The following is a 26,223-nucleotide window of genomic DNA, read 5'->3' on the forward strand; positions in this document are numbered from 1 at the left end:
TTTGTGTAGATCAGTGTGCGGTGCTGTACCGGCGAACACCGTTTTCCACCGCCGGGATCTGCGCAGCCGTGCTGCCGGATGCCTGGAACAACACCAGATGCTCCGCCGCCACGCGAATCCCTACATCCACACCGACCTGATGGTCTGCGTGGCTCGGGAAGATCGACTCCAGTTGCGCGCCGGTTGGCAGTTGCAGGCGATACAGGGTCGAGGCGCCGAGGAAGGTCTTGCCGACGATCCGTGCTTTCAACCCGCTGTCCGGTGCATAAACAATGTCATCCGGACGCAGCAACACATCCACCGCACCGCCGATCGGCCAGGTGTAGGCGCGATTGCCGCGCAGTTCACCGAGTTCGGTGTGCACCGATTCCGGGCTGCCGAGCTGGCCGCGAATGAAGTAACCCTGGCCAATGAAGCTGGCAACAAACGGCGTCGCCGGTTCGTGATAGAGGTTGTAGGGCGTATCCCACTGCTCCAGCCGGCCTTCCTTGAACACACCGACGTGATCGCTGACGGCGAAGGCTTCTTCCTGGTCGTGAGTCACCAGAATCGCACTGGTGCCACGGGCCTTGAGGATGTCGCGCACTTCATGGCTGAGCTTGCGTCGCAGCTCGCCGTCGAGGTTGGAGAATGGTTCGTCGAGCAGCAGCAGTTGTGGCTCCGGTGCCAGGGCGCGGGCGAGGGCGACACGTTGTTGCTGCCCGCCGGACAGTTCGTGCGGGAAGCGTTTACCGAGGTTCTTCAGGTTGACCAGTTCCAGCAGTTCTTCGACGACGCGCTCCTTGTTCGGGTGCTTGCGAATGCCGAAGGCGATGTTGTCCGCGACACTCAGGTGCGGGAACAACGCGTAATCCTGGAAGACCATGCCGATCCGGCGTTTCTCCGGGGCGAGGGTGAAACCGGCGCTGGAGATCACTTCACCGCCCAGCTGGATTTCCCCTTCGTGCACCGGTTCGAAACCGGCAATGGCGCGCAGGGTGGTGGTCTTGCCGCAGCCCGAAGAGCCGAGCAGGCAACCGATGTCGCCGGCGTTGAGGTGCAGGTTGAGGTTCTGCACCACACGTTGATCTTGATAGCCGCAAGCGAGGTTGCGCAGGTTCAGCAGTAATTCATGGCTCATGCGTGGTGATATGCCGGTTCAACGAGGAACTCGAGCAGGGCCTTCTGTGCGTGGAGACGGTTTTCTGCCTGATCCCAGGCGACGGAGCGCGGGTCATCAAGCAGGTCGAGGCTGATTTCTTCGCCGCGGTGGGCGGGCAGGCAGTGCAGGAACAGCACGTCCTCGGCAGCCAGGTCGAGCAGGGCACGGGTGACCTGGAACGGCGCGAACAGCTTGAGGCGCTTGGCGGTTTCCTCTTCCTGGCCCATGGAAGTCCAGACGTCGGTGCTCACCAGATGCGCGCCGCGCACGGCGTCCTTCGGATCGCGGACGATGGTCACGCGATCACCGGCCCTGGCCAGGAATTCAGGGGTTGGCTCATAGCCTTCAGGGCAGGCGACGCGCAACTGGAAGTCGAACTGGATCGCCGCTTCTATATAGCTGTTGCACATGTTGTTGCCGTCGCCGATCCAGGCCACGGTCTTGCCCTGGATCGAGCCACGGTGCTCGAGGAAGGTCTGCATGTCGGCCAGCAACTGGCACGGGTGCAGGTCATCGGACAGGCCGTTGATCACCGGCACGCGGGAGTTGGCGGCAAATTCGGTCAGGGTGCTGTGGGCAAAGGTACGGATCATCACCGCATCGAGCATGCTCGACATGACGATGGCGCAGTCGCCGATGGGCTCGCCACGGCCCAGTTGGGTGTCGCGGGGCGAAAGGAAGATCGCCTGGCCACCGAGCTGGATCATGCCGGCCTCGAAGGAGATCCGGGTGCGGGTCGAGGATTTCTCGAAGATCATCCCCAGGACGCGGTTTTTCAGAGGCTCGAACAGTACGCCGCGGTTACGCAGGTCCTTGAGCTCAACGCCTCGACGGATCACGCTGACCAGCTCTTCGGGCGTGCAATCCATCAGGGAGAGAAAGTGCCTTGCGCTCATCATTGACTACCTTTTTGCTACAAACCGCAGATGCTCAAAGCCTTGTTTATCGGAACAACGGGCGAGACCTGCGGCGTAAGCCGCACGGGGCGACGAAATAGGGGGAGGCGCGATATTGACACTAAATGTCGCGTTTTTCCAATAGGCTACGATTTTTGCGGATTGTGCGGGGGTGACGAGGTCACACGAAGCGCTGGTTTGAAGCCGGATTTCCAACCCTTTGTACACTGGCGCCGCAGGGCTTGGCAATCAGGCGGGGCGGGGATGGAGCAGACCTGGTCGGTTTGCGACCGGCCAGCCATGGATTCGCCGGTCGGATGTCAGACCTGAAACATTTGCTAAAGCAAAGTGCTGGGTTATAAATAACTCACGAGCGACGCAGGAAGCCTCCGCATGGAATCGAAAGAAAAACTGTTAATGGAATTGCTGGGCCACACGGCTCGCTCACTGACTCATCTGACCGCTTCGGTCACCTCATTGTCCTTCGAACTGCTGCGCAGTGAAGACGAAGTGGTCAAGACGGCCGGCCGCCACATGATCGATCGCATGGCCACCATCAGCACCGGGCTCGACGAGCACTGGCGACTGATTGGCGAACTCACCGGGGTGCACGTCGCCCACGAGCAGATCGAAACCATCCAGGAAATCCAGCTGGCAGCGCCGCCCCAGTTACCCTCCAGTTGATTGCGTCGGGCTATCGGCTCGCCTGATGGTCGTCGATTCACAAGACGAACGTCGCTGGCGCCGCGCCCGGCCAAGCGCCATAGTTTTGTTCCCGCAGGCGTTATTACCTGCCCAGAACAAGACAGAGACTGGCCATGACCAAGACTCTCCACCACCGTGCCTGCCACCTGTGCGAAGCCATCTGCGGCTTGAGCATTGAAACCACTGAAACCGACGGCCAAGTGCAGATCACCTCGATCAAGGGTGACGCACTGGATACCTTCAGTCGCGGGCATATCTGCCCCAAGGCTGTGGCGCTGCAAGATATCCAGAACGATCCGGATCGCCTGCGCCAACCCATGCGCCGGGTCGGCAGTGAATGGTTGCCGATCGGGTGGGAAGAGGCTTTTGAGCTGGTGGCTGAAAAACTGTCGGCGATTCAGGCGCGTCATGGGCAGAACTCGGTTGCCGTGTATCAGGGCAATCCGAGTGTGCACAACTATGGGCTGATGACCCACAGCAATTACTTTCTGGGCCTGCTGAAAACCCGCAATCGCTACTCGGCGACCTCGGTCGACCAGTTGCCCCATCACCTGACCAGTTACTTGATGTACGGCCACGGTTTGCTGCTACCGATCCCGGATATCGATCACACAGACTTCATGCTGATCCTGGGCGGCAACCCGCTGGCCTCCAACGGCAGCATCATGACCGTGCCGGACGTGGAAAAGCGTCTGAAGGCGATTCAGGCCCGGGGCGGCAAAGTGGTGGTGGTCGATCCGCGGCGCAGCGAGACAGCGGCGATGGCCGACCAGCACCTGTTCGTGCGTCCCGGTGGCGATGCGGCGTTGCTGTTTGGTGTGCTCAACACCCTGTTCAGCGAGGGCCTGACAACGGACAGCCATCTGCCGGTGGACGGTCTGGACGACGTGCGCGCAGCGGTGGCGGCGTTCACGGCCGAGGCCATGAGCCCGCTGTGCGCCGTTCCTGCCGAACAGATCCGCCAACTGGCCCGGGACTTCGCCGCGGCGCCAAGCGCCGTCTGCTACGGCCGGATGGGGGTTTCCACCCAGGCTTTCGGCACGCTGTGCCATTGGGTCGTGCAACTGATCAATCTGGTGACCGGCAACCTCGACCGCGTGGGCGGTGCACTGTGCACCGAGCCGGCGGTGGATCTGGTGGCGTCCACTTCGGGCGGGCACTTCAACAAATGGCAGAGCCGTGTCTCGGGCCGTCCCGAGTACGGCGGCGAGCTGCCTGTCTCGGCGCTGGCCGAAGAAATGCTCACCGAAGGCGAGGGCCAGATTCGTGCGTTGATCACCGTGGCCGGCAATCCGGTGCTGTCGACGCCCAACGGCCGGCAACTGGAGCAGGCGCTGGACGGGTTGGAGTTCATGGTCAGTGTCGACCTCTATATCAACGAAACCACCCGTTATGCCGACCTGATCCTGCCGTCCACCTCAGCGCTGGAAAACGATCACTACGACACCACGTTCAACCTGTTCGCGGTGCGCAACGTTACCCGTTTCAACCGGGCGATCCTCGCCAAGCCCGAGGGCGCGCTGCATGACTGGGAGATCTTCGTCGGCCTGGCCAAGGCCTTTGCAGCGAAGACCGACAAGGAACTGAAGCCGACGATGCCGCCGGCGAAGATGATCGACATGGGTCTGCGCATGGGCCTGTATGGCGATGCATCCGAACACAAGTTGTCGCTGGCGACGCTGTTCGATCATCCGCACGGCGTGGATCTGGGGGCGCTGAAACCCAACCTGACACCGCGATTGAAGACCACCAATCAACGAGTCCAGGCGGCACCGCCGGAAATTCTTGCCGACCTTGCGCGCTTTTCCGCATTGCAGGCGCCGGCTGCCGATGAGCTGTTGATGATCGGCCGTCGCCATGTGCGCAGCAACAACTCGTGGATGCACAACTATCATCGACTGGTGAAGGGCAAGCCGCGCCATCAGTTGCTGATGAACCCGGAGGATCTCGCCAGTCGCGGGCTCAGCGATGGCCAGCTTGTGCGCGTAAGCTCACGGGTCGGACAGATCGAGGTTGAAGTGCTGGGCAGTGCGGACATGATGCCGGGCGTGGTCAGCCTGCCACACGGTTGGGGCCATGCGCGCCCGGGCGTGCAGATGGCGATTGCCAGCGGCCAGCCGGGCTCCAGCGCCAACGACCTGACCGATGAATGTCAGCTCGACGAGCTCTCGGGCAACGCGGCGCTCAATGGCGTGCCGGTGACCGTGGCAGCGGCTTGAGCAAGTCTGTCGGGGAGACCGAGCAGGGCGCTCGGGATTCCGTTACAATGCGCCACCGTGCCGACCCATGAGTCGGAAAGTTCAGCCGAGGTGCTCCATGGATATCATCGAAACGATTAAAGAGCAGATTGCCAACAACACCATTCTGCTTTACATGAAAGGCTCGCCGAATGCCCCGCAGTGTGGCTTCTCCGCGAAAGCTGCGCAGGCTGTGATGGGCTGTGGCGAGAAGTTCGCCTACGTCGACATCCTGCAGAACCCGGAAATCCGTGCCAACCTGCCGAAGTACGCCAACTGGCCGACTTTCCCGCAGCTGTGGGTCGGCGGTGAACTGGTCGGCGGCAGCGACATCATGGCTGAAATGTTCGCCAACGGTGAGCTGCAGACTCTGGTCAAGGAAGCATCCGCCAAGGCTGCTGCGGCCAAGTCCGAAGCCTGATTGGTTTCTGCCCGGATTTCGGCGAGTCTGAAGTCCGGGCAATAAAAAGCCCCGCCTCTCGAAAGAGGGCGGGGCTTTTTAGTGTCTCGAGTTTAGCGCTCGCTAATTACTCGTCTTCGCCCATCTGCGATTGCAGATAGTTCTCAAGACCGACTTTATCGATCAGGCCCAGTTGGGTTTCCAGCCAGTCGATGTGTTCTTCTTCGGATTCGAGAATGTCTTCAAGCAGTTCGCGGCTGCCGAAGTCACCAACCGATTCGCAATGAGCGATGGCGGTCTTCAGATCGGCATGGCCGGTGCGCTCGATACGCAGGTCGCACTCCAGCATTTCCTTGGTGTGCTCGCCGATGTGCAGCTTGCCCAGGTCCTGCACGTTCGGCAGGCCTTCGAGGAACAGGATGCGCTTGATCAGCTTGTCCGCGTGCTTCATCTCGTCGATGGATTCTTTGTACTCGTGCTTGCCGAGCTTGTTCAGGCCCCAATCTTCATACATGCGCGCATGCAGGAAGTACTGATTGATCGCGACCAGCTCATTGGCAAGGATCTTGTTGAGATGCTGGATGACTGTTACGTCGCCTTTCATGATGGGAGTCCTGCCCTAAGTAGCGGTATATAAGGCGGAGTTTGAGCTTGGTACTTATAAGTGTCAAACCTAAGTTATTGAATAATATATGAAAATTAATCGGAATAAGAATGTTTGTGTTCCGCGTCTAGTCGCTAAGCAATTGATTTTCAGGCATAAAAAAACCGGACATAAGTCCGGTTCTTTGAAATGGGTGCAGTTACGCGGCAGTAAATTCTACAGGGTAGGGGATCGCGGCCTGGGCGGTTTGCAGCTTGGTCAGGGTTTCGCGTACCACTTCCTTCGCAAGGCAGGCACATTTGCCGCATTGGCTGGCTACGCCGGTGGCCTGACGGACTTCTTTATAGCTGCAGCAACCTTCATAGATCGCTTCGCGGATCTGTCCGTCGGTGACGCCAGTGCAGAGGCAAACATACATAAGTGAGAACCGTCGCTGGTTGTGGCTCAATTGCGATGGATCTTAATGTTAACGAGAATGATTGTCAAAGTGCTTTCCCAACGGTTTTCATCGCCAACGGCTGTGACTGACGAACGGTGGTGCATGGCTGAATGCCAGCCGGGATTTCGCGAAAAACCGTTAAGGACAGTCGAAAAACGCAGTGTATGATGGTCGGCCCTTGCGAAGGGGGGTTCGTGTCACAGGGCTGTCGCCTGAGGGTGACAGGCTGACGCGAACCCTGAACTTCAAGTTTCTACACCAGGAGATATCAATGAGCGTACTCGTAGGCAAACAAGCCCCTGACTTCACCGTCCCGGCCGTACTCGGCAATGGCGAGATCGTTGACAGCTTCACCCTGTCCTCGGCCATCAAAGGCAAATACGGCCTGGTGTTCTTCTACCCGCTGGACTTCACCTTCGTCTGCCCGTCCGAGCTGATCGCTCTGGACAACCGCATGGCCGACTTCAAGGCACGCAACGTAGAAGTGATCGCTGTGTCGATCGACTCGCACTTCACCCACAACGCCTGGCGCAACACCCCGGTCAACAATGGTGGCATCGGCCAGGTGAAATACACCATGGCTGCCGACATGAAGCACGACATCGCCAAGGCCTACGACGTTGAGTCCGAAGGCGGCGTGGCTTTCCGTGGCGCGTTCCTGATCGACGACAAAGGCGTTGTCCGCTCGCAGATCATCAACGACCTGCCGCTGGGCCGTAACATGGAAGAGCTGATCCGTCTGGTCGACGCTCTGCAATTCCACGAAGAGCACGGCGAAGTCTGCCCTGCCAACTGGAAAAAAGGCGACAAAGGCATGAACGCTTCGCCAGAAGGCGTTGCGGCTTACCTGACCGAAAACGCTGCTGCCCTGTAAGGCGCAACGTCGAGGTACAAAAAAACCGGCTCTTGAGCCGGTTTTTTCATGCGCGGGATTTAATCCGACGACCCTCAGTCGTCGAAGTCTTCCCAGCCGCCCATCTGTTTCCAGCGGTTGACGATGCCGCAGAACAGCTCGGCCGTCTTTTCCGTGTCGTAACGCGCGGAGTGCGCTTCACGGCCATCGAAATCGATGTCGGCTGCCTGACAGGCCTTGGCCAGTACGGTCTGACCGTACGCCAGACCCGCGAGGGTTGCGGTGTCGAAACTGGAGAACGGGTGGAACGGGTTGCGCTTCATGTCCAGCCGCGCAACGGCAGCGTTGAGGAAGCCCAGGTCGAAGCTGCTGTTGTGGCCGACCAGGATCGCCCGTTTGCAACCGTTGGCCTTCAAGGCCTTGCGCACGCCACGGAAGATATCGGTCAGGGCCGTCTCTTCGCTGACCGCCATGCGCAACGGGTGATCGAGCTTGATCCCGGTGAACTCCAGAGCGGCCGCTTCGATGTTGGCGCCTTCGAACGGCTCGACACGGAAGAAGTAGGTGTGATCCGGGTAGACGAAACCCTTTTCATCCATGGCGATGGTGGTCGCGGCAATCTCCAGCAAGGCGTCGGTGGCCGAGTTGAAGCCACCGGTCTCTACGTCGACGACAACCGGCAGGTAGCCGCGAAAGCGTGCTGCCATTGGATGGCGCGAACCGCCGCCACCTTGACCGTCCAGTTCGTCGTCGAAATGGTCTTCACTCACGCGTGTTCCTCCAGCAGGCGCCAGCGCAGTTTTTCACCGGCGCGCAGCGGGATAACGGTCAGCTCGCCGAAGGGCAGGCTGGTCGGGGCGGTCCATTCTTCACGGACCAGGGTAATGCGATCGGTGTTCGCCGGCAGGCCGTAGAAACGCGGGCCGTTGAGGCTGGCGAAGGCTTCGAGCTTGTCCAGCGCATTGCGCTGTTCAAAGGCTTCGGCATACAACTCGATGGCGGCGTACGCGGTGTAGCAGCCGGCGCAGCCGCAGGCGGCTTCCTTGGCGTGCTGGGCGTGCGGCGCCGAGTCGGTGCCGAGGAAGAACTTCGCGCTGCCGCTGGTGGCGGCGTCGAGCAGGGCTTCCTGGTGGGTGTTGCGCTTGAGGATCGGCAGGCAATAGAAGTGCGGCCGGATTCCGCCTACCAGCATGTGGTTGCGGTTGTAGAGCAGGTGATGCGCGGTGATCGTCGCGCCAACGTTGGCCGAAGCCTCGTTGACGAACTGCACGGCGTCGCCGGTGGTGATGTGTTCGAACACGACCTTGAGCGTCGGGAAACGCTCGACCACACGACGCATGTGCTCGTCGATGAAGATTTTCTCGCGGTCGAACACGTCGACGTCGCCACGGGTGACTTCACCGTGGATCAACAGCGGCATGCCGACTTCGGCCATGGCTTCCAGCGCCGGGAAGATCTTGTCGATGCTGGTGACCCCGGAATCGGAGTTGGTGGTGGCGCCGGCCGGGTACAACTTGGCCGCGTGGACAAAACCGCTGGCCTTGGCTTCACGAATTTCTTCGGGCTGGGTACGGTCGGTGAGGTACAGCACCATCAACGGCTCGAAACGACTGCCGGCCGGGCGGGCAGCGAGAATCCGCTGGCGATAGCCGTCGGCTTCAGCGGCGTTGCGCACCGGAGGTACCAGGTTAGGCATGATGATGGCGCGACCAAAGGTGCGCGCAACATCTGCAACGGTATTGGTCAACACGGCACCATCGCGAAGATGAATGTGCCAGTCGTCGGGACGCAGCAGGGTCAGGCGGTCGGACATGAGGGGATTCCAGGCGGGTCAAACTGAGGCGAATGCTACCGGAAAAGACTCTTGCAGGCACTCGCTATCAAGTTTTGCGACGAGCGTCCGATATCCCATAGGTATGCCGTAAACATGTATGTATCGGTCTTTTTGTTGTAGAAGCCAATGGAGCCTCCCGTGCGCCAGCGTTATTTAGCCTTGCTCAGTGTGTTTGCCAGCCTTCCGGCGATGGCGCTGACCTACCAGACCCGTCTGGAGAACATTGAGTGGACGGTCGAGGGCGACAAGTTCGAATGCCGCCTGACGCAGCCGATCACCGATTTCGGCTCGGGCCAGTTCGTGCGCAAGGCCGGCGAGCAGGCGACTTTCCGCCTGAACGCCTACAACGCCATGCTCGGCGGCGGTTCGGCGACTTTGATGGCGGCAGCGGCGCCCTGGCAGCCGGGCCGTGGCGATATCAATCTGGGCACGGTCAGGATCGGCAGTGGCAATATCCTCTTCAACAGTTCTCAGGCGCAGGCCGGACAGTTGATCAGCGGCCTGATGGACGGACGCAGCCCCGTGGTGCGCCATGCATCGGGCGATGGCCGTGTGTCGGAAGTGCGTCTGTTGCCGGTCAAGTTCAGCAAGGCGTTCAACGACTATCAGGCCTGCGTGGCGAAACTGCTCCCGCAGAATTTCGAGCAGGTCAAACAATCGCAGATCGGTTTCCCTGGCGAAGGCATCGAACTGGACGCCGCCGCCAAGGCCAAGCTGCAAGTCATGCTCGAATATATGAAGGCCGATCCGACGGTCAACCACATCGAGCTCGACGGCCACTCCGACAACAGCGGCAATCGCCTGACCAACCGCGAACTGTCGCGCCGGCGCGCCCTGGCGGTGGTCGATTTCTTCAAGGCCAACGGCATCCAGGAATCGCAGATCACCGTGCGCTTCCATGGTGAGCGTTACCCGTTGGTGCCGAACACCAATGCCGCCAACCGTGCCAAGAACCGTCGGGTCAACGTGCACCTTGCGCGGGTGGCACCGACCACCGCTCCTGCGCCTCAGGCCAGCACACCGGCCAACGCTGCGGCGACGTCCTGACCCGCCGGTCATCGTCGCCCTCTCGACAGATTCTGTCGCTTTGTCGTCTTAAGCTGTCGCGCCTCTGTAAATTATCGCGTTTGAGCGGTAGACTCCTCGGCTTTCCGTAGAACCCCGTGGAGTGATGGCATGGCGGACGTAAACAAGGTCGTTCTGGCGTATTCCGGCGGCCTGGACACTTCGGTGATCCTCAAGTGGCTGCAGGATACTTATAACTGTGAAGTCGTGACTTTCACCGCTGACCTGGGTCAGGGCGAAGAGGTCGAACCGGCTCGCGCCAAGGCTCAGGCCATGGGCGTCAAAGAAATCTACATCGACGATCTGCGCGAAGAATTCGTGCGTGACTTCGTGTTCCCGATGTTCCGTGCCAACACCGTTTACGAAGGCGAGTACCTGCTGGGTACTTCCATCGCGCGTCCGCTGATCGCCAAGCGTCTGATCGAAATCGCCAACGAAACCGGCGCCGACGCCATTTCCCACGGTGCAACCGGCAAGGGCAACGATCAGGTCCGTTTCGAACTGGGTGCCTACGCGCTCAAGCCAGGCGTAAAAGTGATTGCCCCTTGGCGCGAGTGGGACCTGCTGTCCCGCGAGAAGTTGATGGACTACGCCGAGAAGCACGCGATCCCGATCGAGCGCCACGGCAAGAAGAAATCCCCGTACTCGATGGATGCCAACCTGCTGCACATCTCCTATGAGGGCGGCGTGCTGGAAGACACCTGGACCGAGCACGAAGAAGACATGTGGCGCTGGACCGTCTCCCCGGAGAACGCACCCGACAAGCCGCAATACCTGGAACTGACCTACCGCAACGGCGACATCGTCGCTCTGGACGGCGTCGAAATGACTCCGGCCACCGTACTGGCGACCCTGAACAAGATCGGTGGCCAACACGGCATCGGCCGTCTCGACATCGTCGAGAACCGTTATGTCGGCATGAAGTCCCGTGGCTGCTACGAAACCCCGGGCGGCACCATCATGCTGCGCGCTCACCGCGCCATCGAGTCGATCACCCTGGACCGCGAAGTCGCTCACTTGAAAGACGAGCTGATGCCGAAGTACGCCAGCCTGATCTACACCGGTTACTGGTGGAGCCCGGAGCGTCTGATGCTGCAACAGATGATCGACGCCTCCCAGGTCAACGTGAATGGCGTCGTGCGCCTGAAGCTGTACAAGGGCAACGTGATCGTGACTGGCCGCAAGTCCGACGATTCGCTGTTCGACGCCAACATCGCGACCTTCGAAGAAGACGGCGGCGCCTACAACCAGGCCGACGCGGCGGGCTTCATCAAGCTCAACGCGCTGCGTATGCGCATTGCTGCCAACAAAGGCCGCAAGCTGTTCTGAGTCCTTCGGACCAGACGTGAAATAGCGGTCTTGTCGCTCTGACAAGACCGCTATGCTGCAAAACCCTTCTGTTTACCTGATCGTAGTGGATCAGCGTTCCCGAACTCATCTGTTGTACTGTGCGCATCGTATTGATGTACTTCGTGTCTCTGCGCCTCAATTTAAACTCTTCCCAATACACTGATGTTCAGCGAGTGAACGTCGTAAATAATACAGTACGTCGTCCCCATGGCTTTCCTTCCTCGTTTGAGCGATTTGGCGATGTTTTCTTTCGGTAAAATCTCTGACATATCATCCGTTAAAACGAGGAATATTCTGAGCGAGTGCTTGACGGGTTGTGGGACTTTTTCCAGAAGTGTGTTTATTTTTGATTCGGTGTTCATGCCTCGAATGTCAATGATGCACAGCGTACTCAGCGGTTTTGGTAGTTTTACAGTCTGAATTTCGGTAGTTGATGGGTCAGTCGATTCGCCGGGGAAATCAGCGTTGTTATCTTCAAAAGCTTTCAGGAAATTCTTGTCGTCACCAAAGTCCGAAGGTGCATAAAGGGATCGGTAGTTGAAGTTCAAGGTGATGAAAAACAGGAACAGTAAATAGAATGGAAAGCTGATCAGAAACCAGATGTAGATTTCCCGTTCGTCATTGTCAAGGAAGGGCAGGGACACTGCTGCGGACGTTTCGGAGATGAACGCGAATATGGCAATGACACTGATGGGGTTGGTGATTTTCTTGTTGATCTTTAACATATTCTTTACTCATGAGTATGGTCTTTCTCTTTATGTTGGGTCGTTTAAGTTGCTGTAAGGGGGTGGAGATATTTTTGTCCCCGATGTCTGGTATTTATATTAAAAGTGGCCGGTTGGATATAAGTATGTTGTTTCGGTTTTTTGTCGTATCGAGTTTCTCTTGTCAGGGTTCGTTACTCGATAAGCGAGTGTCGCAGGTCAAATAATTTTCAAGTGGTCACTTGGTCTGGATGACTTGTCGCTACATTTATGAGTCTTTTCTGTAGGAGAAATCTTTATTGCCTGTAGGAAGTGTCTCTCGCTGCCAATGCAAGGGAACTTCGCTATGCCATGGGTGAAATGACTACGTTATTGTGCCGGTTCTAAAAATTCGAACAGCGAAACTGGACTTGCCCATGAATAAAGTGCTGATCGTGGATGATCACCCCGTCATTCGTCTTGCGGTGCGTATGCTGATGGAACGTCATGGCTACGAAGTCATTGCAGAAACGGATAACGGAGTGGATGCATTACAACTGGCTCGCGACCAGATGCCTGATATTGTCATTCTGGATATCGGTATACCGAAACTTGATGGGCTGGAAGTCATTGCGCGTCTTACAACCAGCGCGATGCCTCTGAAGGTGCTGGTGTTGACGTCCCAGGCCCCGGGCCATTTTTCCATGCGCTGCATGCAGTCGGGAGCGGCGGGATATGTTTGCAAACAACAGGATCTGACCGAACTGCTCAGCGCTATCAAGGCTGTGCTGTCCGGGTACAGCTATTTTCCGAATCAGGCGTTGCACACCGTACGTACCAGCCTGGGCAATGCCAGTGAAGCCGACATGGTCGATCGTTTGTCCGGGCGGGAGATGATGGTGTTGCAGCAGTTGGCACGCGGCAAGACCAACAAGGAAATCGCCGATGGCATGTTTCTCAGCAACAAGACCGTCAGCACCTACAAGACGCGGTTGCTGCTGAAGCTCAATGCGCGTTCACTGGTGGATCTGATCGAACTGGCCCAGCGCAATGGCCTGGTCTGACCGCTTCAGTCGCTGACGGATCCTGGGCAGGTCGGCATCAGCTTGCAGCAGAAACGAAAAAGCCTCCGTTGCGGGAGGCTTTCAAATGTCAGAGATCAAAGTCGTAATCGGCCAATTGCTTCTGCAGTCGGCGTTCCTCAAGCATGTTATCGATGGTGCGGCGTTTGCTCAGGTTGGTCTTGGCGACCTCAACCACCGGTTCGTCGTCCGACTCCGCGACGAAATCGTCTTCTACGTCCACTTGCTCTTTGCTGGTGCTCATAAGGTTAACTCCAGGCTAAGGCTGCCTTTGGCGCTCCTTATATCGATATTCCAGCAGATCGTAAAAAAGATTTTTTCAATCGAAATATCAATAAACTTAATAGACGCTCAATCGTCCGAAGTTTTGTCCTTGTATTCGCACAAGTCTTCGATCCGACAGCTGCCGCACCGCGGCTTGCGGGCCAGGCACACGTAGCGCCCGTGAAGAATGAGCCAGTGATGCGAATCGAGCAGGTATTGCTTGGGTACAAACTTCATCAGTTTGTTCTCCACCTCGACTACGTTTTTGCCCGGCGCAATACCGGTGCGGTTACTGACCCGGAAAATGTGGGTGTCCACCGCCATCGTCAATTGACGGAACGCGGTGTTGAGCACGACGTTGGCGGTCTTGCGGCCGACGCCGGGCAGGGCTTCCAGCGCTTCGCGCGTCTGTGGGACTTCGCCATTGTGCAACTCGACCAGCATGCGACAGGTCTCGATCACGTTTTTGGCCTTGCTGTTATAGAGGCCGATGGTCTTGATGTACTCGGACAAACCTTCGACGCCCAAGGCATGAATGGCGGCCGGCGTGTTGGCCACCGGGTAAAGTTTCGCCGTCGCCTTGTTCACCCCGACGTCAGTCGATTGTGCGGACAGAATCACCGCGATCAACAACTCGAAAGGCGAAGAGTAGGCGAGTTCGGTCTTGGGTTCGGGATTATCCTCGTGAAGCCTGCGGAAGATCTCCAGACGTTTTGCGGCATTCATGGGTGATGCGTTTCCTCGGGTAGGGCGGCAGGGCGAGAACAGGCCTGACGGGCGGCGAGCACCAGCCCCAGCAGTATGAAGGCGCCGGGAGCCAGCGTCGCGAAATGCAGGCCGTCGCCGAACAGAATAAAACCTTGCCAGTGATCCGACAGGTGATGGCCGATGCTGCCCTGACCGAGCAGCTCGCGCAACACCGCCAGCACGGTCATCAGGGCGGCAAACACGCCACACAGTGTCAGACGCCCTCGGGCTGGCAATCGAAAGAATCCATTGTGTTCCAGAATGACGCACTGCAAACCGATCAGGCCGGCGTAAAGGCTACTCAGTTGTTGCCACTGCATAGCGGCGCGCTGCAGCAGAATATCGGCGCACCCCGCCAGTGTTGCGGCCAGCACCAGACCGACCGGCAACAGGCTCTCGGAGCTCAGTCGAGTCCGCAGTGCTGTCATGCACAAACCGTAAGCACTCACCACAACGGCGAACATCAGCAGGATCGCCAGTGCGCCGGCCACGGAGTCAGTGGCGCCGATCAACAGCACCAGCATCATTGAGTTCGACAGAGTCGCTGATGCGTTCATGGCGCGCTCCCCAGCAGGCTCGTCCGGTGGTCGTCGAAGTAACGCAGGGCATCGTGGATGGCGTTGATGGCCGCGCGAGATGTGATGGTTGCGCCAGCGATCTGGTCGAATTGCCCCTGATCCTTTTTCAAGGCCCATCCGGCATCGGTCGGCTGGCTGCTGGATTTGCCGATAAACGCCTGCAACCAGCTATTTGGCCAGTCACCGAGATGCCCGCCCAGCGCCGGCGTTTCAGTTTGCTCAAGGGTTTTCACGCCGAGCAATCGGCCATTGGCATCGATGGCAATCAGCAACTCGATGCGACCCGCATAACCCTCGGTCTGGCTGCGCAGCAGCACCGCCACGGGTTGGCCGGCCCTGGTCGCCCGATAACCGCCCAGCAACTCGCTGTGGCTCAGGTGGGTGTCGGTCAGCGCCAGAGGCTGTTCCAGAGGCTGATTGTCATAGGCGTCGACTGAAAGCACATCCAGCAGTTTGCGACTTTCGAGCTGGCGCTGCTCGGCGGCGATCTGCGGCGCATTGCTGCGTTGCACAACATAAGTCGCGCCGACACCAATCGTTGCCAGCAGCGCCAGGGTGATCAGGCTGCTTGTGCGGTTCATGGCATCACCTGCGACTGACGAGCGGCTGCAATGCGTTCCAGCGCCGGCACGCACAGATTCATCAGCAACACTGCGAACGCCACGCCATCCGGATAGCCGCCCCAGGTGCGAATCAGATAGGTCAGCAGGCCGACGCCGGCGCCGAACAACAAGCGGGCGAGCGGACTCTTTGCCCCCGACACCGGTTCAGTGACGATGAAGAACGCACCCAGCATGGTCGCGCCACTCAGCAGATGAAACAGCGGCGAGCCATGAGCGTCGGACCCCGAACCGTTCCAGCACAGCAGGCTGATGACGAACAGGCTGGCAAGCATGCCGACCGGTGCGTGCCAGCCGATCACCCGGCGCTGTAACAGGAACAATCCACCGGCAAGAAATGCCAGGTTCACCCACTCCACGCCATGCCCGCCGAAGTGGCCGAATGCCGGGTTGCTGGCAAACAACTCATCGATGGTCAGGCTTTTGTTGATGCGCAGGCTGTCCAGTGCGGTGGCCTGAACCCAGGCGTCCGGCGCCACGCCCAGGTTGAACACCTGTTCAATGGCCGTCGTCAGATCCATGCCATGGGCCGGCCAATGGGTCATCGGCTGCGGGAACATCACCATCGCGAAAGCAAAACCGAGCATGGCCGGATTGAACGGGTTTCTGCCCACGCCACCGTACAAGTGTTTGCCTAACAGCAGGCCCGAGCCGATCGCCGTGACCGTCAGCCACCACGGGCAGTAAGGCGGCAAGGCGATTGCCAGCAGTGTGGCGCTGACCACTGCGCTGCCATCGGTGAGAGTGGCTTGCACCGGCTGCCGGCGCAGACGAGTCACGGCGGCTTCGACGCTCAAGGCTGTGACGACGGACAGGATCAGGTTGATCAACACACCCCATCCGTAAAACCAGAACAACGCCAACAACCCCGGCAATGTCGCCAGCAAAACCAGCTTCATTGCCTGTTGCAGGCGTTCGTCTCTGGTTTCAATGGATGACATGGGCTTCTACCTGCCGCTCCGCCTCTTGCAGGCGGGTGCGGGCCTTGTCGAGGATCTCGGCTGGCGTGCCGTCACGTCGTTGCAGTTTGTTCAGGTCGGCGCGAGCGTAGGCCAGTTCGGTTTTCAGCTGACGAAGCTGGTTGTCGATCGGACGTTTCTCCACGCGCACAAGGTCGGGCAGCGGTTGATCGCTCGTGGCTTCGGCGTCGTGCAACGCTTGTTCGGCGTCACGCAGCGCTTGTTCCAGCGCTGCAATCTGCTCCGGCGGAGCCTCTGCGGTCTGCGCCTTTTTCAGCTCGGCACGGCGCATCGCCAACTGGATTTTCGCTCGTTTCAGGTCGGCGTCTTTTGCTGGGGCTGTCACGACCGGCGCAGGTGCGGCGCTGCTTTCCAGTTTCGCCAGCGCTTGTTCGGCGGCTTCGAACTGCTGTTGCAATACGATCAATTGCGACTGTTGTTCGAAGGTCGGCGGATGACCGAAGGCTTTCAACGATTTGTGCAATTGAGCGCGGCTCATCGCCACATCGATCTTGGCCTTCTTCAGCGCGGCGTCGGCTGTCGCGGCTTTCTGCGCACGTACCCGTTCCAGCGCCGCTTGCACCGGATCGAGTGTGGTGGCTGCGACTTCAACCTGCGCCGCACGTTTCGCACGGGCTTCGCGTTCGGCCTGCTTCTGCTGCTCTTCTCTTTGCAGCCGGGCGTTACGCCGTTCGAAGCGTTGCCGGGCGTGATCGCGCTTGGCGGTACGCGCCTGTTGTTCTTCGAGGCTGTTGGCCAGGCCGCCCACCACTGGCAGCGTTCCGAGCGGCAGCGGGTGCATCTCGATGCAATCGACGGGGCACGGCGCCACGCACAGATCGCAACCGGTGCACTCGTCGATGATCACCGTGTGCATCAGTTTCGCCGCGCCGACGATGGCGTCGATCGGGCAGGCCTGGATGCACTTGGTGCAGCCGATGCACTCGGCTTCACGGATGAACGCCACTTGCGGCGGTGCCGCGCCACGGCTGATGTCCAGCTCCAGCACCGGGATTTTCAGCAGTTCGGCCAGCGCCGCGATGGTTTCGTCACCACCCGGCGGGCATTTGTTGATCGGCTCGCCGTCGGCGATGCCTTCAGCGTAGGGTTTGCATCCGGGATGGCCGCATTTGCCGCATTGGGTCTGCGGCAGCAAGGCATCGATGCGTTGAATCAGACTCATGTTTTGATCAGTCCACTGAATCCGAGAAAAGCCACGGCCATCAATCCGGCGCCGATCAACTGGATCGGCAGGCCACGAAAGGGCAGGGGAATATCGTTGTCGGCCGTGCGCTCACGCAAATCGCTGAACAGGCTCAACACCAGCCAGAAACCCAGGCCGGCGCCAAGGCTCAGCGCAGTTGCATGAAACAGGCCTTTATCCGTTTGCGCGTTGATCAGCGTCAGCCCCAGCACACCGGCATTGCCCAGCAGCAACGGCCACAAACCGTCGAACGGCAGGGCGGGTCGCCAGCGCGCCAGCAACTTCAGCAACGGTGTGATCAGCAGGACGCTCAGCGGCAGGAATACGAATAGACGCAGGAATTCCAGTTGCAATGGCACCAGCAGCCAATGCCAGATCGCGTAACCCGCCACACCGACAATCAACATCAGACACAACGTCGCCAGCCCCAGCGCATGCACCTGACGGCGCTCGCCAGCCAGCAGCGGATCGACGCCCAGCGGCCAGTGCAACACGAAGTTGTTGATCAGCGCAGCACTGAAGAGCGTAAGCACGAGTTCGGTCATGGTTCTGCCGGTGAGAGCGGGCGGGTGTCACTTAAGATTAGGCATTATCCGGCGGCCATGACGGGTGGGCCAGATATGAAAAATCCCACAGGCGCACGGGGTACGCCTGTGGGATCGGTCAGTGCAGAACCTTACTTGATGCGCTGACCCGGCTTGGCGCCGCTGTCCGGGCTCAGCAGGTAGATTTCTTCACCGCCAGGGCCGGCCGCCATCACCATGCCTTCGGAGATGCCGAACTTCATTTTCCGTGGCTTGAGGTTGGCGATCATCATGGTCAGGCGACCGTCGAGTTTCGACGGATCCGGATAGGCGCTCTTGATCCCCGAGAACACGTTGCGTTGTTCGTCACCGATGTCGAGGGTCAGACGCAGCAGCTTGTCCGCCCCTTCAACGTGTTCGGCCTTGACGATCAGCGCGACGCGCAGGTCGACGGCGGCGAAGGTGTCGAAGTCGATTTCCGGCGACAGCGGATCCTTGGCCAGTTCGCCATTGCCGGCAGGCGCGGCGGCGCCGGTGTCGGTCTGGCTGGCGGTCAGGTCTTCTTTCGAGGCGTCGGTCATGGCTTGCACTTTTACCGGGTCGATGCGGGTCATCAACGGTTTGAATTCGTTCAACTGGTGGTTGGCCAGCAGGGTGGTGTGGTCGTTCCAGGTCAGCGGGGCGACGTTGAGGAACGCCTCGGCATCGGCAGCCAGCAGCGGCAGCACCGGCTTGAGGAAAATCACCAACTGGCGGAACAGGTTGATCGCCGTGGCGCAGACCGCCTGGACTTCATCCTGCTTGCCTTCCTGCTTGTTCAGCGACCACGGTGCCTTGTCGGCGATCCAGGCGTTGGCGCGGTCGGCCAGGGCCATGGTTTCGCGCATGGCACGGGCGAAGTCGCGGGCTTCATAGGCGTCGGCGATGCTCGGCGCAGCGGCCAGGAACGCGTCGGTCAGTTCCGGTGCGGCGTTGTTGTCGACCAGCAGGCCGGCGTTGCCCTTCTGGATGAAACCGGCGCAACGGCTGGCGATGTTGACCACTTTGCCGACCAGGTCGGAGTTGACCTTCTGCACGAAGTCTTCGAGGTTCAGGTCGAGATCGTCCACGCCACGGCCCAGTTTGGCCGCGTAGTAGTAGCGCAGGTATTCCGGCGACAGGTGATCCAGGTAGGTCCGGGCCTTGATGAAGGTGCCGCGGGACTTGGACATCTTCTGGCCGTTGACGGTCAGGTAGCCGTGCACGTTGATCCCGGTCGGCTTGCGGAAACCCGCGCCTTCAAGCATCGCCGGCCAGAACAGGGCGTGGAAGTTGACGATGTCCTTGCCGATGAAGTGGTACAGCTCGGCGGTGGAGTCCTTGCCCCAGAACGCGTCGAAGTCCAGCTCCGGCGTGCGGTTGCACAGGTTCTTGAAGCTGGCCATGTAGCCGATCGGCGCGTCCAGCCACACGTAGAAATACTTGCCTGGTTCGCCCGGGATCTCGAAACCGAAGTACGGTGCATCGCGGGAGATGTCCCACTGTTGCAGGCCGGCGTCCAGCCATTCGGCGATCTTGTTGGCCACGGCATCCTGCAGGGTGCCGCTGCGGGTCCAGGTCTGCAGCATCTGCTGGAAGTCCGGCAGCTTGAAGAAGAAGTGCTGGGAATCCTTGAGCACCGGAGTGGCGCCGGAGATTGCCGACTTCGGATCCTTCAGGTCGGTCGGCGCGTAGGTCGCACCGCATTTTTCGCAGTTGTCGCCGTACTGGTCCTCGGTGCCGCATTTCGGGCAGGTGCCCTTGATGAAGCGGTCGGCCAGGAACATTTTCTTTTCCGGGTCGAAATACTGGGTGATCGAACGTTGGGCGATGTGTCCGGCGTCACGCAGCTTCAGGTAGATCTGGCTCGACAGCTCACGGTTTTCTTCAGCGTGAGTGGAGTGGAAGTTGTCGAAGTCCACCAGGAACTCGGCAAAGTCGGCGCTGTGTTCAGCCTGGACGTTGGCGATCAGTTGTTCCGGGGTGATGCCTTCCTTTTCCGCGCGCAGCATGATCGCCGAACCGTGGGCGTCGTCGGCGCAGACGTAAATGCACTGATTGCCGCGATGCTTCTGGAAGCGCACCCACATATCGGTCTGGATGTATTCCAGCATATGGCCAAGGTGAATCGAACCGTTGGCGTAGGGCAGGGCGCTGGTGACGAGAATCTTGCGTGGTTCGGACATGTGGGGCTTCGCTACTTGATGAAACGGAGGTCGGCCACTATAAAGCGCCGGGAAAGATATTTCACCCCTGCAAATCGTTGCCGGGCATGCCGTCCGGAGGACAGAAGGGGTAGGATACCCGCCATCTTTTCCCAGTCTTGTTATCGGAGTTGCCCATGAGCGCCGTCACTCGCGCAGCGGTGGAAGCCGTCCTCAGCCAATACACCGACCCTTACCTGAACCAGGATCCGGTCAGCGCCGGTTGCGTGCGCAACATCGAAATCACCGGTGATCGCGTCAGCGTGCAGCTGGAAATCGGTTATGCCGCCGGTCTGTTCAAGAGCGGCTGGGCGCAATTGCTGCAACTGGCCATCGAAAACCTCGACGGCGTAGTGTCGGCCAAGGTCGAGGTCAACAGCGTGATCGCCGCGCACAAGGCCCAGGCGCAGATTCCGGGGCTGGCCAACGTCAAGAACGTGGTCGCCGTGGCGTCCGGCAAGGGCGGCGTGGGCAAATCCACCACCGCCGCCAACCTGGCGCTGGCACTGGCCCGTGAAGGCGCGAAAGTCGGGATTCTCGACGCCGATATCTACGGCCCGAGCCAAGGCATCATGTTCGGCATTCCCGAGGGCACCCGCCCGCAGGTCAAGGATCAGAAGTGGTTCGTGCCGCTTCAGGCCCATGGCGTGGAAGTCATGTCGATGGCCTTCCTGACCGACGACAACACGCCGATGGTCTGGCGCGGGCCGATGGTCTCCGGCGCGCTGCTGCAACTGGTCACGCAAACCGCGTGGGGCGACCTGGATTATCTGGTGATCGACATGCCGCCAGGCACCGGCGATATCCAGCTGACCCTGGCGCAGAAAGTCCCGGTGGCTGGCGCCGTGATCGTCACCACGCCGCAGGATCTGGCGCTGCTCGACGCACGCAAGGGCGTGGAGATGTTCCGCAAGGTCAACATTCCGGTGCTGGGCGTGGTGGAAAACATGGCCGTGCACATCTGCTCGAACTGCGGACACGCCGAGCATCTGTTCGGTGAGGGCGGTGGCGAGAAGCTGGCGACCCAGTTCGGCGTCGAACTGCTGGCGTCGCTGCCATTGTCGATGCTGATCCGCGAACAGGCCGATGGCGGCAAGCCGACGGTGATTTCCGAGCCGGACAGCCAGATCGCTATGGTCTATCAGGAACTGGCCCGCCACGTTGGCGCGCGGATCGTGTTGCAGGAAGCGGCATCGCCGGCGATGCCGAACATCACCATCAGCGACGATTGATGCCTGTGGTTTAAACAAAAACGCCCCGGTGCTTAAGCACCGGGGCGTTTTTCATTCCGCGACAGAGGTCAGATGCGCAGCCCGCCGTCCATCTCCAGAATCCGGCCGGTGTAGTAGTCGTTCTCGAAGATGTACGCCGCCGAATGGGCGATCTCTTCCGGCTTGCCCATGCGCTTGAGCGGAATGCCCGAAGTCATTTTCTCCAGCGCTTCCGGTTTCATGCCCAGGGTCATCTCGGTTTCGATGAAGCCCGGCGCGATGCCGGCCACACGAATGCCGTAGCGCGCCAGCTCCTTGGCCCAGGTCACGGTCGCTGCCGCCACACCGGCCTTGGCGGCGGAGTAGTTGGTCTGGCCGACGTTGCCCGCGCGGGAGATCGACGAGATGTTGATGATCGCGCCACTGTTCTTCAGCTCGACCATTTTCGCCGCCACTTCACGGGTGCAGAGGAACACGCCGGTCAGGTTGACGTCGATCACCGCCTGCCATTGGGCCAGGCTCATCTTGGTCATTTCGCCGTCCTTGACCTTGAGCAGCAGGCCGTCGCGCAGGATCCCGGCGTTGTTGATCAAGCCGTGAATCGCGCCGAAGTCCTCGGCGACCTGGGCAACCATGTGCGTCACTTGCTCTTCATTGGCGACGTTGCACAGATAGCTGCGCGCCTCGACGCCCTTGGCCTTGCAGGCCGCGACGGCGTCATCGAGTTTTTCCTGGTTCAGGTCGACCAGTGCCAGCTTCGCGCCCAGGCCTGCGAAATACTCGGCCATCGAGCGGCCCAGGCCTTGGCAACCGCCAGTGATAATGATTACTTTGTCGTTGAGTTGCATTCGCATGTCCCCGAGAGCAGGTCAGAGTGGTGTCCTTTAGAGAGCCTCTCGATCTGCGCCTGACAAAGCCCGGCTGCACATGAGAACTGCCCCTGTGGCGACTGAAACTTATCCATGTCGCCCGTCCGTTTTTTCGACGGATTCTATTTAAGGAGTCATAAATTGAGCGTTGAAGCGGCTAAGAATGCCCGAGAATTGCTTCTCAAGGAATACCGTGGCGTGCTGTCGACCCACTCCAAATCGATGCCCGGTTTTCCGTTCGGCTCCGTGGTTCCCTACTGCCTGGACGAACAGGGCCGGCCGCTGATCCTGATCAGCCGCATCGCCCAGCACACCCACAACCTGCAGAAAGATCCGAAGTGTTCGCTGCTGGTGGGCGAGCGCGAGGCCGATGACGTGCAAGCCGTCGGTCGCCTGACCTATCTGGCCGAGGCTCAAAAGCTCGAAGATGCGGCTGCCATCGAAGCCGCCGCCGAGCGCTACTACCGCTATTTCCCCGACTCGCAGAATTACCACAAGGCCCACGATTTCGACTTCTGGGTGCTCACTCCGGTACGTCATCGCTACATCGGCGGTTTCGGCGCGATCCACTGGGTCGATCACCTGACCCTGGCCAACCCGTTCGCCGGCAAGGCCGAAATCAGCATGGTCGAGCACATGAACAGCGACCACGCCAAGGCCATCGCGCATTACGTCGACCTCGCCGGGCTGCCGAAAACCGTCCCGGCGCAAATGGCCGGGATCGACACCGAAGGCATGCACCTGCGCATCGGTCAGGTGCTGTACTGGCTGCCGTTTCAAGCGCCTTGTCATACGCCGATACAAGTGCGCGAAGCCTTGGTTTCTCTGGCTCACGCCGAGGTCTGGCCAAAAAATGCGGTGGCCGACGCTTGAATTCACGAAAGGGCGACGTCATCTAAGGCTTACTGCAAGGCATTTCTTGCGTTGAGGAAACTTTGATGCGCCCTTTTTTGTTGCTCTTTCTGCTGTTCCCGGTGTTGGAGCTGTTCGTATTCGTCAAAGTGGCAGGTTCGATCGGATTTTTCCCGGCCCTGCTGCTGATCATTCTCGGCTCGATGTTCGGCGTATTTGTGCTGCGCGTCGCCGGACTGGCAACCGCCCTGCGTGCCCGTGAAAGCCTGAACCGCGGCGAACTGCCCGCGCAAACCATGCTCGAAGGCCTGATGCTGGCCCTGGCCGGTGGTCTGTTGATCCTGCCGGGTTTCATCAGCGACGTGGTCGGTCTGGTGCTGCTGTTGCCATTCAGCCGTCGTCTGGTCGCCAACAAAATGCGTCAGCGCGCCGAAGAACAGGCCATGCGTCAGCGCGCGTTCGCCGATGACCTGCAACCTCGCGGCGGTCCCGCACCGCGCCAGCCTCTGGGTCGCGAAGGCGATGTGATCGAAGGCGAGTTCGAACACCGCGACACCCAGTAACTTCTGCATCGACACGGCACCTTCGGGTGCCGTGTTCGTTTGTGGGGCCAATTCATGAAGCCGCAGTGAAATTTTTTTAGCACCGCCCTTGTAATAAGCTTATGCGCCCTTATGTATCGGTCACCGAAAGGTTTCCGACATTTGAGTCGGACAGACTTCCGCGGTTCGCTCGACGAGCCGCAACCGGCGCAGGCCGGATTCGTTAAACCCGCCGGGACTACACCGGCCGATGAAAACCACAATTAGGAGAGATCGACAATGAAGCTTCGTCCTCTGCATGACCGCGTCGTTATCCGTCGCAGCGAAGAAGAAAAGAAAACCGCTGGCGGTATCGTCCTGCCAGGTTCGGCTGCTGAAAAAGCCAACCACGGTGTGATTCTCGCTGTAGGCCCGGGCAAAGCTCTGGAAAACGGCGAAGTGCGCGCACTGTCCGTTAAGGAAGGCGACAAGGTTGTGTTCGGTCCTTACTCCGGCAGCAACACTGTGAAAGTCGACGGCGAAGACCTGCTGGTAATGAGCGAGAACGAAATCCTCGCTGTTATCGAAGGCTGATTACCCCCGTTCATTTTCCCGCTACTACAAAGTATTTAAGGAATATCGATCATGGCTGCTAAAGAAGTTAAATTCGGCGATTCCGCCCGCAAGAAAATGCTGGTTGGCGTAAACGTCCTGGCTGACGCGGTAAAAGCGACCCTGGGCCCGAAAGGCCGTAACGTGATCCTCGAGAAGAGCTTCGGCGCTCCGACCATCACCAAGGACGGCGTTTCCGTCGCCAAGGAAATCGAACTCGAAGACCGTTTCGAAAACATGGGCGCGCAGCTGGTCAAAGACGTTGCCTCCCGTGCCAACGATGACGCTGGTGACGGTACTACCACCGCTACCGTTCTGGCTCAGTCGATCGTCAACGAAGGCCTGAAAGCCGTCGCTGCCGGCATGAACCCGATGGACCTGAAGCGCGGTATCGACAAAGCGACCATCGCTGTCGTTGCCGAGCTGAAAAAGCTGTCCGCACCATGCACCGACACTAAAGCGATCGCTCAGGTTGGCACCATCTCCGCCAACTCCGACAACTCCATCGGCGACATCATTGCCGAAGCCATGGAAAAAGTCGGTAAAGAAGGCGTGATCACCGTTGAAGAAGGCTCGGGCCTGGAAAACGAACTGTCGGTTGTAGAAGGCATGCAGTTCGACCGTGGCTACCTGTCCCCATACTTCGTCAACAAGCCAGAGACCATGGTTGCCGAGCTGGAAGGCGCGCTGATCCTGCTGGTCGACAAGAAGATCTCGAACATCCGCGAAATGCTGCCAGTACTGGAAGCCGTTGCCAAAGCCGGCCGTCCACTGCTGATCGTTGCCGAAGACGTTGAAGGCGAAGCCCTGGCGACTCTGGTAGTGAACAACATGCGTGGCATCGTTAAAGTCGCAGCCGTCAAGGCTCCAGGCTTCGGCGACCGTCGCAAGGCCATGCTGCAGGACATCGCTGTTCTGACCGGCGGTACCGTTATCTCCGAAGAGATCGGCCTGAGCCTGGAAAGCACCACCCTGGAACACCTGGGTAGCGCCAAGCGCGTGACCCTGTCCAAGGAAAACACCATCATCGTTGACGGTGCTGGCGTTCAGGGCGACATCGAAGCACGCATCAACCAGATCCGTGCCCAGGTTGCCGAGACTTCCTCGGACTACGACCGTGAAAAACTGCAAGAGCGTCTGGCCAAGCTGTCCGGCGGCGTTGCAGTGATCAAGGTTGGCGCCGGTTCCGAAGTTGAAATGAAAGAGAAGAAAGCCCGCGTTGAAGACGCCCTGCACGCAACCCGCGCAGCCGTTGAAGAAGGCGTGGTACCTGGCGGTGGCGTTGCGCTGATCCGCGCTCTGAACGCGATCATCAACCTGAAAGGCGACAACGCCGACCAGGACGTAGGTATCGCTGTTCTGCGTCGTGCCGTTGAAGCACCGCTGCGTCAGATCGCTGCCAACAGCGGCGACGAGCCAAGCGTTGTGGTCAACGAAGTCAAGAACGGCAAAGGTAACTTCGGTTACAACGCTGCGACTGGCGAATACGGCGACATGATCGAAATGGGCATCCTGGACCCAACCAAGGTAACCCGTTCCGCTCTGCAAGCTGCATCGTCGATCGGCGGTCTGATCCTGACCACCGAAGCTGCTGTTGCTGACGCACCGAAGAAAGACGGTGCTGCTGGCGGCGGTATGCCAGACATGGGCGGCATGGGTGGCATGGGCGGCATGATGTAAGCCAGCCTTACCCCGAAACGAAAAACCCCGCCTGCGATGAGCAGGCGGGGTTTTTTATTGCCCTGATTTTA

General features: G+C 59.5%; 28 protein-coding genes. 12 read left to right on the plus strand and 16 right to left on the minus strand.

Going from position 1 to position 26,223, the window contains the following annotated elements; genetic code table 11:
* Positions 1 to 10: 10 nt before the first annotated feature.
* Positions 11 to 1,120 (minus strand): ABC transporter ATP-binding protein, encoded by a 1,110-nt coding sequence (locus tag AC1RMX_RS15575; RefSeq protein WP_493072503.1) that lies wholly within the window; start codon positions 1,118 to 1,120, stop codon positions 11 to 13.
* Positions 1,117 to 2,037, minus strand: coding sequence for an ornithine carbamoyltransferase (gene argF, locus AC1RMX_RS15580; RefSeq protein WP_493072504.1), 921 nt, complete (start codon positions 2,035 to 2,037; stop codon positions 1,117 to 1,119). The genes AC1RMX_RS15575 and argF overlap by 4 nt, the downstream gene beginning before the upstream one ends.
* Before the next feature lie 393 nt (positions 2,038 to 2,430).
* On the opposite strand from argF, the gene plzR reads away from it, so the two are divergent.
* From plzR to grxD, 3 genes are all read left to right on the plus strand, one after another.
* Complete coding sequence (plzR, locus tag AC1RMX_RS15585) at positions 2,431 to 2,721, plus strand: PlzR type 4 pili assembly inhibitor (RefSeq protein WP_085730176.1); 291 nt, start codon at positions 2,431 to 2,433, stop codon at positions 2,719 to 2,721.
* Between the two features lie 134 nt (positions 2,722 to 2,855).
* Entirely contained in the window at positions 2,856 to 4,961 is a 2,106-nt protein-coding gene (locus AC1RMX_RS15590; RefSeq protein WP_493072505.1) for a molybdopterin oxidoreductase family protein, read from the plus strand.
* Between the two features lie 97 nt (positions 4,962 to 5,058).
* A complete protein-coding gene (gene grxD, locus AC1RMX_RS15595) occupies positions 5,059 to 5,400 on the plus strand; it encodes a Grx4 family monothiol glutaredoxin (RefSeq protein WP_003227729.1) in 342 nt (113 codons plus the stop codon).
* A 106-nt stretch (positions 5,401 to 5,506) separates the two neighbouring features.
* On the opposite strand, the gene bfr is transcribed toward grxD, so the two are convergent.
* Entirely contained in the window at positions 5,507 to 5,983 is a 477-nt protein-coding gene (gene bfr, locus AC1RMX_RS15600) for a bacterioferritin (protein ID WP_096818460.1), read from the minus strand.
* A 199-nt stretch (positions 5,984 to 6,182) separates the two neighbouring features.
* Positions 6,183 to 6,401, minus strand: coding sequence for a bacterioferritin-associated ferredoxin (locus tag AC1RMX_RS15605; protein WP_003227725.1), 219 nt, complete (start codon positions 6,399 to 6,401; stop codon positions 6,183 to 6,185).
* Positions 6,402 to 6,693: 292 nt separating this feature from the next.
* Here AC1RMX_RS15605 and AC1RMX_RS15610 point away from each other — a divergent pair, with 292 nt between their 5' ends.
* Positions 6,694 to 7,296, plus strand: coding sequence for a peroxiredoxin (locus AC1RMX_RS15610; protein ID WP_003227723.1), 603 nt, complete (start codon positions 6,694 to 6,696; stop codon positions 7,294 to 7,296).
* 74 nt (positions 7,297 to 7,370) lie between these two features.
* On the opposite strand, the gene rnt is transcribed toward AC1RMX_RS15610, so the two are convergent.
* Entirely contained in the window at positions 7,371 to 8,045 is a 675-nt protein-coding gene (gene rnt, locus AC1RMX_RS15615) for a ribonuclease T (RefSeq protein WP_085709496.1), read from the minus strand.
* Positions 8,042 to 9,088 (minus strand): dihydroorotase, encoded by a 1,047-nt coding sequence (pyrC, locus tag AC1RMX_RS15620; protein WP_095190451.1) that lies wholly within the window; start codon positions 9,086 to 9,088, stop codon positions 8,042 to 8,044. The genes rnt and pyrC overlap by 4 nt, the downstream gene beginning before the upstream one ends.
* Before the next feature lie 159 nt (positions 9,089 to 9,247).
* Here pyrC and AC1RMX_RS15625 point away from each other — a divergent pair, with 159 nt between their 5' ends.
* On the plus strand, positions 9,248 to 10,156 hold the full coding sequence (locus AC1RMX_RS15625; RefSeq protein ID WP_096818459.1) for a flagellar protein MotY: 909 nt from the start codon (positions 9,248 to 9,250) through the stop codon (positions 10,154 to 10,156).
* A 129-nt stretch (positions 10,157 to 10,285) separates the two neighbouring features.
* Positions 10,286 to 11,503 (plus strand): argininosuccinate synthase, encoded by a 1,218-nt coding sequence (locus tag AC1RMX_RS15630; protein ID WP_096818458.1) that lies wholly within the window; start codon positions 10,286 to 10,288, stop codon positions 11,501 to 11,503.
* A 161-nt stretch (positions 11,504 to 11,664) separates the two neighbouring features.
* Here AC1RMX_RS15630 and AC1RMX_RS15635 read toward each other — a convergent pair whose 3' ends face one another.
* Positions 11,665 to 12,249, minus strand: coding sequence for a hypothetical protein (locus AC1RMX_RS15635; RefSeq protein ID WP_096818456.1), 585 nt, complete (start codon positions 12,247 to 12,249; stop codon positions 11,665 to 11,667).
* Positions 12,250 to 12,644: 395 nt separating this feature from the next.
* Here AC1RMX_RS15635 and AC1RMX_RS15640 point away from each other — a divergent pair, with 395 nt between their 5' ends.
* Positions 12,645 to 13,271: a response regulator transcription factor gene (locus AC1RMX_RS15640; protein WP_085730184.1), complete on the plus strand. Its 627-nt coding sequence runs from the start codon at positions 12,645 to 12,647 to the stop codon at positions 13,269 to 13,271.
* An 88-nt stretch (positions 13,272 to 13,359) separates the two neighbouring features.
* On the opposite strand, the gene AC1RMX_RS15645 is transcribed toward AC1RMX_RS15640, so the two are convergent.
* The 8 genes from AC1RMX_RS15645 to metG form a co-directional block, all read right to left on the minus strand.
* On the minus strand, positions 13,360 to 13,533 hold the full coding sequence (locus tag AC1RMX_RS15645; protein WP_096818454.1) for a PA3496 family putative envelope integrity protein: 174 nt from the start codon (positions 13,531 to 13,533) through the stop codon (positions 13,360 to 13,362).
* A gap of 107 nt (positions 13,534 to 13,640) precedes the next feature.
* The gene (nth, locus tag AC1RMX_RS15650; RefSeq protein ID WP_096818452.1) at positions 13,641 to 14,279 is read right to left on the minus strand and encodes an endonuclease III; all 639 of its coding nucleotides are present in this window, start codon (positions 14,277 to 14,279) and stop codon (positions 13,641 to 13,643) included.
* Positions 14,276 to 14,857, minus strand: coding sequence for an Rnf-Nqr domain containing protein (locus tag AC1RMX_RS15655; protein WP_493072506.1), 582 nt, complete (start codon positions 14,855 to 14,857; stop codon positions 14,276 to 14,278). The genes nth and AC1RMX_RS15655 overlap by 4 nt, the downstream gene beginning before the upstream one ends.
* Positions 14,854 to 15,459: an RnfABCDGE type electron transport complex subunit G gene (locus tag AC1RMX_RS15660; RefSeq protein ID WP_096818448.1), complete on the minus strand. Its 606-nt coding sequence runs from the start codon at positions 15,457 to 15,459 to the stop codon at positions 14,854 to 14,856. The genes AC1RMX_RS15655 and AC1RMX_RS15660 overlap by 4 nt, the downstream gene beginning before the upstream one ends.
* Positions 15,456 to 16,439 carry an RnfABCDGE type electron transport complex subunit D gene (locus AC1RMX_RS15665; RefSeq protein ID WP_493072507.1) on the minus strand — a complete coding sequence of 328 codons (984 nt, stop codon included), beginning with the start codon at positions 16,437 to 16,439 and terminating at the stop codon, positions 15,456 to 15,458. The genes AC1RMX_RS15660 and AC1RMX_RS15665 overlap by 4 nt, the downstream gene beginning before the upstream one ends.
* The gene (gene rsxB / locus AC1RMX_RS15670; protein ID WP_273539299.1) at positions 16,426 to 17,640 is read right to left on the minus strand and encodes an electron transport complex subunit RsxB; all 1,215 of its coding nucleotides are present in this window, start codon (positions 17,638 to 17,640) and stop codon (positions 16,426 to 16,428) included. Before rsxB ends, AC1RMX_RS15665 begins: the two co-directional genes overlap by 14 nt.
* Positions 17,637 to 18,206 (minus strand): electron transport complex protein RnfA, encoded by a 570-nt coding sequence (locus AC1RMX_RS15675; RefSeq protein ID WP_493072508.1) that lies wholly within the window; start codon positions 18,204 to 18,206, stop codon positions 17,637 to 17,639. Before AC1RMX_RS15675 ends, rsxB begins: the two co-directional genes overlap by 4 nt.
* 131 nt (positions 18,207 to 18,337) lie before the next feature.
* Entirely contained in the window at positions 18,338 to 20,389 is a 2,052-nt protein-coding gene (gene metG, locus AC1RMX_RS15680) for a methionine--tRNA ligase (RefSeq protein WP_493072509.1), read from the minus strand.
* Between the two features lie 155 nt (positions 20,390 to 20,544).
* Here metG and apbC point away from each other — a divergent pair, with 155 nt between their 5' ends.
* On the plus strand, positions 20,545 to 21,639 hold the full coding sequence (gene apbC / locus AC1RMX_RS15685; protein ID WP_096818437.1) for an iron-sulfur cluster carrier protein ApbC: 1,095 nt from the start codon (positions 20,545 to 20,547) through the stop codon (positions 21,637 to 21,639).
* A gap of 68 nt (positions 21,640 to 21,707) precedes the next feature.
* Here apbC and AC1RMX_RS15690 read toward each other — a convergent pair whose 3' ends face one another.
* Entirely contained in the window at positions 21,708 to 22,466 is a 759-nt protein-coding gene (locus AC1RMX_RS15690) for an SDR family oxidoreductase (protein ID WP_085709540.1), read from the minus strand.
* A 162-nt stretch (positions 22,467 to 22,628) separates the two neighbouring features.
* On the opposite strand from AC1RMX_RS15690, the gene AC1RMX_RS15695 reads away from it, so the two are divergent.
* From AC1RMX_RS15695 to groL, 4 genes are all read left to right on the plus strand, one after another.
* Positions 22,629 to 23,360, plus strand: coding sequence for a HugZ family pyridoxamine 5'-phosphate oxidase (locus tag AC1RMX_RS15695; protein WP_493072510.1), 732 nt, complete (start codon positions 22,629 to 22,631; stop codon positions 23,358 to 23,360).
* 65 nt (positions 23,361 to 23,425) lie between these two features.
* Positions 23,426 to 23,902, plus strand: coding sequence for an FxsA family protein (locus tag AC1RMX_RS15700; RefSeq protein WP_096818434.1), 477 nt, complete (start codon positions 23,426 to 23,428; stop codon positions 23,900 to 23,902).
* 258 nt (positions 23,903 to 24,160) lie between these two features.
* Positions 24,161 to 24,454, plus strand: a complete 294-nt coding sequence (locus AC1RMX_RS15705) for a co-chaperone GroES (RefSeq protein ID WP_007916610.1) — start codon at positions 24,161 to 24,163, stop codon at positions 24,452 to 24,454.
* A 51-nt stretch (positions 24,455 to 24,505) separates the two neighbouring features.
* Positions 24,506 to 26,152 carry a chaperonin GroEL gene (gene groL, locus AC1RMX_RS15710; protein ID WP_493066025.1) on the plus strand — a complete coding sequence of 549 codons (1,647 nt, stop codon included), beginning with the start codon at positions 24,506 to 24,508 and terminating at the stop codon, positions 26,150 to 26,152.
* The last annotated feature ends 71 nt before the right edge of the window (positions 26,153 to 26,223 follow it).

Source organism: Pseudomonas sp. GW822-FHT03F04 (genome assembly GCF_058801405.1).